Raw genomic sequence first — 8,530 nt, 5'->3', positions numbered from 1 at the left:
ACCCCGCTCCCACCAGCGGAAAGCCGCAAGATCCCCCGAGACCTAACGGAGTCCTACTAGTCCGGCGCACTTCAAGGGACATGTACGGGTGGGAGGGATCGGCCGGCCCCAGGCCCGGGGCCCGCGCCCTCCCCGCCCGGCCGGCCACGGTCCGGCGCATGTCCACGGCCCTACAGTGAACGCATGCCAGACGACCAGCAGCGTGTGGCCGTGGCGGCCGACGTCGAGATCCCGGTCCCTGCCGACGGCGAGGTATGGACGGTTGGGGCAGTCGTCCTCCATGAGGACGGCAAGGCCTTCGCGCAGAAACGCGGCCCCGACCGGCGGCTCTTCCCCGACTGCTGGGACATCGTCGGCGGGCACGTCGAACCCGGCGAATCGCTGCTGGACACGCTCGCCCGCGAGGTCGAAGAGGAGACCGGCTGGCGGCTGCGCAGCGTGCGGCGCCTGCTCGGGGTGACCACCTGGACCGGCGACGACGGCGGCGGAACCCGGCACGAGGCCGACTACCTCGTCGAGGTCGAGGGCGACTTGGACAATCCAGCCCTGGAATGGTCCAAACACACGGCCTACGACTGGTTCGGCCGCGACACCCTGCACCGCCTCAAGGAGAACCGGGCCCCCAGCGAATACCTGATCCACGACCTGATAGCCGAGGCACTGCGAGAACGGCCGGACGGGGCTCAACTCTGAGCCAGGACCGGCCAGTTGGGGCCGACGCGCGCTGCCGCCGGCCTCGGGAAACGAGGCTACCTCCGCCCATCCACTCGACGAGCCCGGCCAAGGCGCGGTCCACATCGTCGAGCACACCGTCTTCGACCCGCAGCATCTGCCAGCCACCCGGCCCGACCACTGACAGCCCACCCGGGTCCTGGGAGCCGGGGCGACGGGATCCCGCAGAGCGCTGCCGGCCCCTCACGCGCGGCGACTTCCAGTGCCCGGGTCAGCCCGCCAGGATGTTGCGGTTGTTCGCGGCGGGTCTGGTCTCGTCTGCCGACGGTGGTGTCACCGTGACCGGCTTGCCCAGCTCGGTGAGGGACATGGTCAACGAGGCGTACGTCGTCTTCGCGTCCTTGAAGGTGAGACGGGCCTGTATCAGGCGTCCTTGGCCGTCGACCCATGCCTCCGCGCCGAACGGAAGGTCCCGGCCGTACGCGTCGCGCGCGGCGTCGAGCGTTCCCCGCACGTCCGCGGCCATGCGCAGGACCACCGTCTCGTAGTCGAGGACACCGGTGTACCGGGTGGCCCGGACTCCGTCGACGGTGTCCTCGCCCTTGGCGTGCACCTCGTGCATCTGCGACACCTGGATCAGCGTGTGCTCCGGGTCGTTGTACGGCGCCCGGAACACGTAGTGCGACTCGGCGGTGTCGCGGTCGGTCCACAGCCAGGTCTCGTCGACCTCTTCGGGCGCGACGTTGCGCATGTAGATCTTGCCGTCGGCGAAGAGGATGTCGCCGCGGTTGGTGCCCGGGACGGGGCGGACATCGAGGCGGCCCCGGTCGGCCGCCATGTCGAAGCTTCCGTTCGTGACGATCTGCGCCTTCGTGCTGCCGCCGTCCGAGAGGTCGAGTGTGGTGCCGACTTGGGCGCTGATCTGCCGGGTGGCGGCCACCGCCTTCTGCACGGCGTTCTGCGCCTCGGGGGCGTTGACTCGGGTGCAGGCGGCACACAGCAGCACGGCTGTCGCGGCCAGCACGAGGGGACGTCGCATCAAGATTCTCCAGGTCGTGGGTCCATCACTTGATCGGGCCCGCGTCGCCTGATGCGTCCTGCCTGCCTCGAACATGACGGACGACTCGCCGGAATCCGGCAAGTCGTCCGAGATGAAACTTTACCGGGCCTTTTCTTCCGGCCGACGCCGGGGACCAGCCGTCGCCGGGGGACTCCGCCGAGCCGGCCGCAAAGCTGCGCGGGAGCGCCGCCGAGGCGCGCGCCGAGCTGTCCGGTACAGCCCGCGCCAACCCCCGGTGATGGCCCTTCAAGTCGCCGCTCCCACCCAGGAATTGCCTCCGGTTTACCCGCACTCCCTTCACAAGCCATGTGACATATGCAATTTTACAGACCGCAGAACCAAGCCGCGTTCATGCCAACTGTTCGGCTCGACCCGTGGGTCACCCGGGTCCGCTTCGCCGTGTCCCGAGGTCAGGGGCGGCCGGGCGGGCCAGGCCCGCGGTACCCCCACCCGCCGCGCGCCGGAGCGCGGCCACACCGCTGGGAGGCGGCACGTGAACACCCGACCGGAACGCCAGAGACGAAGTCTCACCGGTTTCCTGATACTTGCCCTCGCACTCTGTCTCGGCATCGCCATGCTCGCCCAACCGGGCCGCGCCGTCGCCGCGAACGCTCACCCCGAGGCAGCCGCACCGTCCGCCGACAACGGCAGGAGCAGCCGGGCCGTACCGCCGCCCGTCGGCTCGACGGCCGACGTGTCCGACCGCTCCGACGCCCGCCGCAGCCCGATCGACGCCACCCACCTTCCCCCGAACAAGCCGTTGACCTCGCCGGCCCCGCAGAAGCAGAAGGCCGGGAGCGACGCGGCCAAGGGTGCGGCCGCGGCCTCCTGCACGCCGGGCGACTTCGGCAGCCGGACCGGATCCGACCTGGTCGCGTTCGTCCAGGCGTCGACCACCAACTGCGTCAACACCCTGTTCGGCCTCACCGGGACCAACGCCTACAACGCGTTCCGCGAGGCGCAGATGGTCACCATCGCGGGCGCCCTGCAGAACACCGCGCGCACCTACCCCGGTGACAACTCCACCAATGTGTGGCAGCTCGTGCTGTTCCTGCGCGCCGGTTACTACGTGCAGTCCAACAACGCCTCCGACGTGGGCCCCTACGGCCCGACCCTGGCCGCCGCCAGTGAGGCCGCCCTGGACACCTTCACCGCGTCCTCGCACTTCATGGACGTCAGCGCGGCCAACGGCGACATCATGGGCGAGGTCCTGATCCTCACCGACAGCGCCAACGAGCAGGCCCGCTACCTGAGTACGTACAAGAAGGTGCTCAACGCCTACAACAGCTCCTACGACGCGTACTGGAGCATGGAAGCCGCCGTCAACGACGTGTTCACCCCGCTCTTCCGCGGCCACTGGAACCCCGCGTACATCTCGGCGGTGACCGCCGACCCGAGCATCATCGACACGCTGAGCACGTTCACCCTGAACCACCTCTCCAAGCTCAACGACGTCTGGTTCTACCTGGATTCCAACGCGGGTACGGAGATGGCCCGCTTCCTCGACACGCCCGCGCTGCAGGCCAAGGTGCGCCCGCTGGTCAAGGGCCTGCTCGGCTCGTCCGCCATCACCGGCTCGACCGCGCCGCTGTGGGTCGGGGTCGCCGCGATGACCGACGCCTACGACAAGGTGCAGTGCTCGTACTACGGCACCTGTGACTTCACCGGCCAGCTCACCAGCGCCGCGCTGCCGATCACGTACAACTGCGACGCCGACCACACCTTCCGCGCCCAGTCCCTGACCGGCGCGGCCCTCGCCGACGCGTGCAAGAGCCTGCAGGGCCAGGACGCGTACTTCCACAGCATCGTCAAGGACAACGGCCCGGTGGCCGACGACCACAACACCAACATCCAGATCGTGACGTTCGCCAGCCCGAAGGACTACCAGACGTACTCCGGCTGGATCTTCGGCAACAGCACAAACAACGGCGGCGAGTACCTGGAGGGCAACCCCTCCGACCCGGCCAACCAGGCCCGTTTCCTCTCCTACGTGAAGAGCGTGGGCGACGGCTTCCCCGGGGACATCTGGAACCTGAACCACGAGTACACGCACTACCTCGACGGCCGCTACGACATGGCCGGTGACTTCAACGCCGGGCAGGCCGTGCCGGACATCTGGTGGATCGAGGGCTTCGCCGAGTACGTCTCGTACAGCTACCGCGGCCTGCCCGACACCGAGGCGATCGCCGACGCCGCCCAGCACACCTACCCGCTGAGCACGCTGTGGCAGAGCGCGTACTCCAACTCCGACCTGACCCGCACCTATCCGTGGGGCTACCTCGCCACCCGCTACATGGTCGAGAAGCACCCGGCGGACGTCCAGAACATGCTGGCCAAGTTCCGCTCCGGCGACTACACCGGTGCGTACGCGGTGTACAACACCGGCATCGGCACGCGTTACGACGCCGACTTCAACACCTGGCTCGACGCCTGCGCCGCCGGCGCCTGCGGTGTCACGAGCGGCGGCCCGGCCGCGGCCTTCGACGCCGCCGTCTCGGGCCTGACGGTGAACCTGACCGACAAGTCGACCGACACCGGCAGCACCATCACCGCCCGCGTCTGGGACTTCGGCGACGGTACGACCTCCACGGCCGCCAACCCGTCGAAGACCTACAAGGCCCCCGGCACGTACACGATCACCCTGAAGGTCACCGACGCGAAGGGCCTGACCAACACCGCCGGCAAGTCCGTCACGGTGACCGGCGCCCTGCCCACCTGCACGAACCCCGACACCCGGGTCATGGACCGCAACTGCTCCCGCACCGGGCTCGCGGCCAACAAGGGCGACCTCGCCTACCTGTACCTCTACCTCCCCGCCGGAACCGTCACCCTGCACATCACGACCACGGGCGGCACCGGCAACGCCAACCTCTACTACAACCCCAGCACCTGGGCGAGCCCCACGGCCTACACCGCCCGCTCGGTGAACTCCGGCAACACCGAAAGCATCACCGTCACCAACAGGACGGCCGGATACCGCTACATCAGCCTGTACGCGCAGACGGCGTTCAGCGGCGTGACGGTCACGACCACCTACTGATTCCGCCTGCCGATCCCGCCCATCGACCGCGTTCGGTGCCGCCCCGGAGAACCGGGTCGGCACCACGCCGCGCCCTGTCCGCACAAGAGTGCCGGGCAGGGCGCGATGCGTTGCCTTTTGCGCTCTGCCCGTTGCCCAGTCGGGCTCCTTGACGTTGCTCTGTTGTAGCCCTCATATTCAAGGAAGTCCTGACATGCCCCGTCCTGCCCATATCGCCATGATCGGCACGCCTTTGGTCAGCCACGTGCTGCCCAGCCTGGAGATCATCCGTGAGCTGGTGGCCCGCGGCCATCGCGTGACGTACGCCAACGCCGGCCCCACCGCCGAGCTGATCGCCCAGACCGGCGCCGAGCTGATCCCCCTGACCTCGACACTGCCGCTCGCCCACCAGGACTGGCCGCAGGACCCGATCGCCGCCGCCTCCCTCTTCCTCGACGAGGCGACGGCCGTCCTGCCGCAGCTGCACGCGGCGTACGACGACGACCCGGCCGAGCTGTACCTCTACGACATCGGCGCGTACGCGGGCCGCGCGCTGGCCGAGGCGCAGGGCCGCGCCGCCATCCAGCTGTCACCGACGCATGTGGCCTGGGAGGGTGCCCGGGAGGAGATCGGCGCGGCCTTCGCCGAGCTGCCCGGCGGCCCCGCGTACCGTGCGCGGTTCGCCGCCTGGCTGGAGCGGTGCGGCGCCCAGACCACGAACGTGGAGGAGTTCACCGGCCACCCCGAGCGCGTGCTGGCCATGATCCCGCGCGCCCTGCAGCCCCACGCGGACCGGGTCGACACCGAAGCGGTGACGTTCGTCGGCCCCTGCTTCGGCACCGGCGAGGAGGACGGCTGGGTGCGGCCGGCCGGCGCGCAGAAGGTACTGCTCGTGTCGCTGGTCGGCTCCGCCCACCCCCGACCGCAGGAGATCTACCAGCAGTGCGTGGCGGCCTTCGCGGATCTGCCGGGCTGGCATGTGGTGCTCCAGACCGGCGGCGACAGCGACCCGTCCGAGCTGACGGAACGGATCCCGCCCAACTTCGAAGTACGGCCGTGGACCAGCCCGTTGACGATCCTGGAGCACGCGGACGCGTGCGTGACGTACACCGGCATGGCCACCAGCAGCGAGTGCCTGTACGCCGGTGTGCCGGTGATCGCGGTGCCGGACGGCGCCGAGCAGTGCCGCTTCGCCGACCGGCTGGTCGAGCTGGGCGTTGCCCGCCAGGTCAACACCGCGGACCTCACGGCGGCGGCGCTCCGCACGGCTCTGATGGAGCTCATCGGCGATCCACGGATCGCCGCGCGATCGTCCTGGCTGTGGGCCGAGGTACGCGCCGAGGGCGGCACCCGCCGGGCCGCGGACCTGATCGAGAAGCAGCTGACAGAGGAGCGGGTGGGCTGACAACGCGGGGGCCGGCAGCGGCCGTTCGCCATGCGGTCCACCCTGCACCCGAGCCCCGCCCTGTGGCCTCGCAAGCAGACCCCGATTAACTTAGGTTAGGCTAAGCTAATCATCAACGGGTCGGCCACGGGGACGCGCTCACCCGTGGCACCAGGGAACGGAAGAACATGACCGTACGGGTCGCGGTGGCCGGCGCCAGCGGCTACGCGGGCGGGGAACTGCTCCGCCTGCTGGCTTCACACCCCGGCGTGGAGGTCGGCGCGGTGACCGCGCACACCAGCGCGGGCCGCCCGCTCGGGTCCGTGCAGCCGCAGCTGCCACAGCTCGCCGACCGGCTCCTGCTCGACACCTCGGCGGACTCCTTGCGCGGCCACGACGTCGTGTTCCTGGCCCTGCCCCACGGCCAATCGGCCGCGCTGGCCACCGAGTTGGAGACCGGCACGCTCATAGTGGACTGCGGCGCCGACTTCAGACTGCGTGATCCAGCCGCCTGGGAGCGGTTCTACGGTTCCCCCCACGCCGGCTCCTGGCCCTATGGTCTGCCCGAACTGCCGGGCGGCCGCGAGGAGTTGAAGGGCGCGACGCGGATCGCGGTGCCCGGCTGCTACCCCACCGCGGTCACCCTGGCGCTGTTCCCCGCGTACGTCGCCGGCCTCGTCGAGCCCGAGGCCGTCGTCGTCGCCGCCAGCGGAACCTCCGGCGCCGGGCGGTCGCCCGCACCGCACCTCCTCGGCTCGGAAGTGATGGGCTCCATGAGCCCGTACGGGGTCGGCGGCGGGCACCGGCACACCCCGGAGCTCGTCCAGAACCTGTCGCTCGCGGCCGGCGAGCACGTGACGGTGTCCTTCACTCCGACCCTGGCGCCCATGCCCCGGGGCATCCTCGCCACCTGTTCGGCCCGGCTGCGCCCGGGGATCGCGGCGACCGGGCGGGACGACGAGGCGCGTGCCGTGTTCGGGGCCGCCTACGCCGACGAGCCGTTCGTACGGCTGTTGCCGCCCGGCCAGTGGCCGTCCACCGCCGCGGTGCTCGGCTCGAACACCGTCCAGGTACAGATCGCCGTGGACCCACAAGCCCGCAGGCTGATCTGCGTGAGCGCCATCGACAACCTGACGAAGGGCACCGCGGGTGGCGCGGTGCAGAGCATGAACATCGCCCTCGGCCTGCCGGAACGGCTGGGCCTGCCCACGAATGGAGTGGCTCCGTGAGTGTGACCGCCGCCCTTGGATTCCTCGCCGGCGCCATACGCGCCGGCATCAAGGAGTCCGGTGACCCGGACCTCGCTCTGGTCGTGAACCGGGGGCCGTCGCGCGCCGCCGCCGGTGTCTTCACCTCGAACCGCGTACAGGCCGCGCCCGTACGCTGGTCCCGCCGTGTGCTCGCCGACGGGCGCCTCACCGCCGTGGTGCTCAACTCCGGTGGCGCGAACGCCTGCACGGGGCCCGGCGGCGCCGACGACACCCGGCTGATGGCCGAACGGACGGCGTGGGCCGTGGACACCACCCTCGACGAGGTCGCGGTGTGCTCCACGGGCCTGATAGGCGTCCGGCTGCCCATGGAGCAGGTGACGGCCGGCATCACCGCGGTCGCGGACGTCCTTTCGGCCGAGGGCGGTGAGGACGCGGCCGTCGCCATCAAGACGACGGACTCGGTGCACAAGACGGCGGTCGCCGCGCGCGACGGCTGGACGGTGGGCGGCATGGCGAAGGGGGCGGGCATGCTCGCCCCGGGCCTTGCCACCATGCTCGTCGTGCTGACCACGGACGCCGACGTCAGCGCCGACGTGCTCGACTCCGCGCTGCGCGAGGCGGTGCGCACCACCTTCGACCGGGTGGACTCGGACGGCTGCATGTCCACCAACGACACCGTGCTGCTGCTCGCGTCGGGAGCCTCCGGTGTGACGCCCGGGGCCGCGGAGTTCAGCGCGGGCGTGCACGCCGTGTGCCAGGACCTGGCCCGGCAGTTGATCGCGGACGCCGAGGGCGCGTCCAAGGAGATCGAGGTGGCGGTCGTCGGCGCGGCCTCGGAGGCGGACGCCGTCGAGGTGGGCCGCTCGGTGGCCCGCAACAACCTCCTCAAGTGCGCGCTGCACGGCGAAGACCCCAACTGGGGGCGGGTGCTGTCCGCCGTCGGCACCACATCGGCCGTGTTCGACCCCGACCGTCTGGACGTGGCGATCAACGGAGTCCGGGTGTGCCGGGACGGCGCCGAGGGCGAGTCCCGCGACAAGGTGGATCTTTCGGACCGGCGGATCAATGTCACCGTGGACCTGCGCTCCGGCGAGTGTTCGGCCGTCGTCTGGACCAACGACCTGACGGCCGAGTACGTCCACGAGAACAGCGCGTACAGCTCGTGAGCGGGGCAGGCACGGCGG

The 8,530-nt window shown here is 70.5% G+C and carries 6 protein-coding genes; 5 read left to right on the top strand and 1 reads right to left on the bottom strand.

Annotated features, from left to right (window positions below; genetic code table 11):
- The first annotated feature begins 183 nt into the window (after window positions 1–183).
- Window positions 184–693 (top strand): NUDIX hydrolase, encoded by a 510-nt coding sequence (locus tag ABD346_RS38190; protein WP_344380917.1) that lies wholly within the window; start codon window positions 184–186, stop codon window positions 691–693.
- Window positions 694–943: 250 nt separating this feature from the next.
- On the opposite strand, the gene ABD346_RS38185 is transcribed toward ABD346_RS38190, so the two are convergent.
- Window positions 944–1,711: an SCO4651 family lipoprotein gene (locus ABD346_RS38185; RefSeq protein ID WP_344380916.1), complete on the bottom strand. Its 768-nt coding sequence runs from the start codon at window positions 1,709–1,711 to the stop codon at window positions 944–946.
- 514 nt (window positions 1,712–2,225) lie between these two features.
- On the opposite strand from ABD346_RS38185, the gene ABD346_RS38180 reads away from it, so the two are divergent.
- The 4 genes from ABD346_RS38180 to argJ all read left to right on the top strand — a co-directional run bounded on the left by ABD346_RS38180 (window position 2,226) and on the right by argJ (window position 8,512).
- Entirely contained in the window at window positions 2,226–4,772 is a 2,547-nt protein-coding gene (locus ABD346_RS38180) for a collagenase (protein ID WP_344380915.1), read from the top strand.
- Window positions 4,773–4,965: 193 nt separating this feature from the next.
- A complete protein-coding gene (locus ABD346_RS38175) occupies window positions 4,966–6,156 on the top strand; it encodes a macrolide family glycosyltransferase (RefSeq protein WP_344380914.1) in 1,191 nt (396 codons plus the stop codon).
- Between the two features lie 167 nt (window positions 6,157–6,323).
- Window positions 6,324–7,364: an N-acetyl-gamma-glutamyl-phosphate reductase gene (gene argC, locus ABD346_RS38170; protein ID WP_344380913.1), complete on the top strand. Its 1,041-nt coding sequence runs from the start codon at window positions 6,324–6,326 to the stop codon at window positions 7,362–7,364.
- Window positions 7,361–8,512 (top strand): bifunctional glutamate N-acetyltransferase/amino-acid acetyltransferase ArgJ, encoded by a 1,152-nt coding sequence (gene argJ / locus ABD346_RS38165; RefSeq protein ID WP_344380912.1) that lies wholly within the window; start codon window positions 7,361–7,363, stop codon window positions 8,510–8,512. The genes argC and argJ overlap by 4 nt, the downstream gene beginning before the upstream one ends.
- Window positions 8,513–8,530: the final 18 nt, after the last annotated feature.

This window comes from Streptomyces mauvecolor (genome assembly GCF_039532965.1).
Taxonomy (GTDB): Bacteria; Actinomycetota; Actinomycetes; order Streptomycetales; family Streptomycetaceae; genus Streptomyces; species Streptomyces violascens.
Note: the sequence above shows the minus strand (reverse complement) of the source record. Positions and strands in the feature narration are given on the sequence as shown.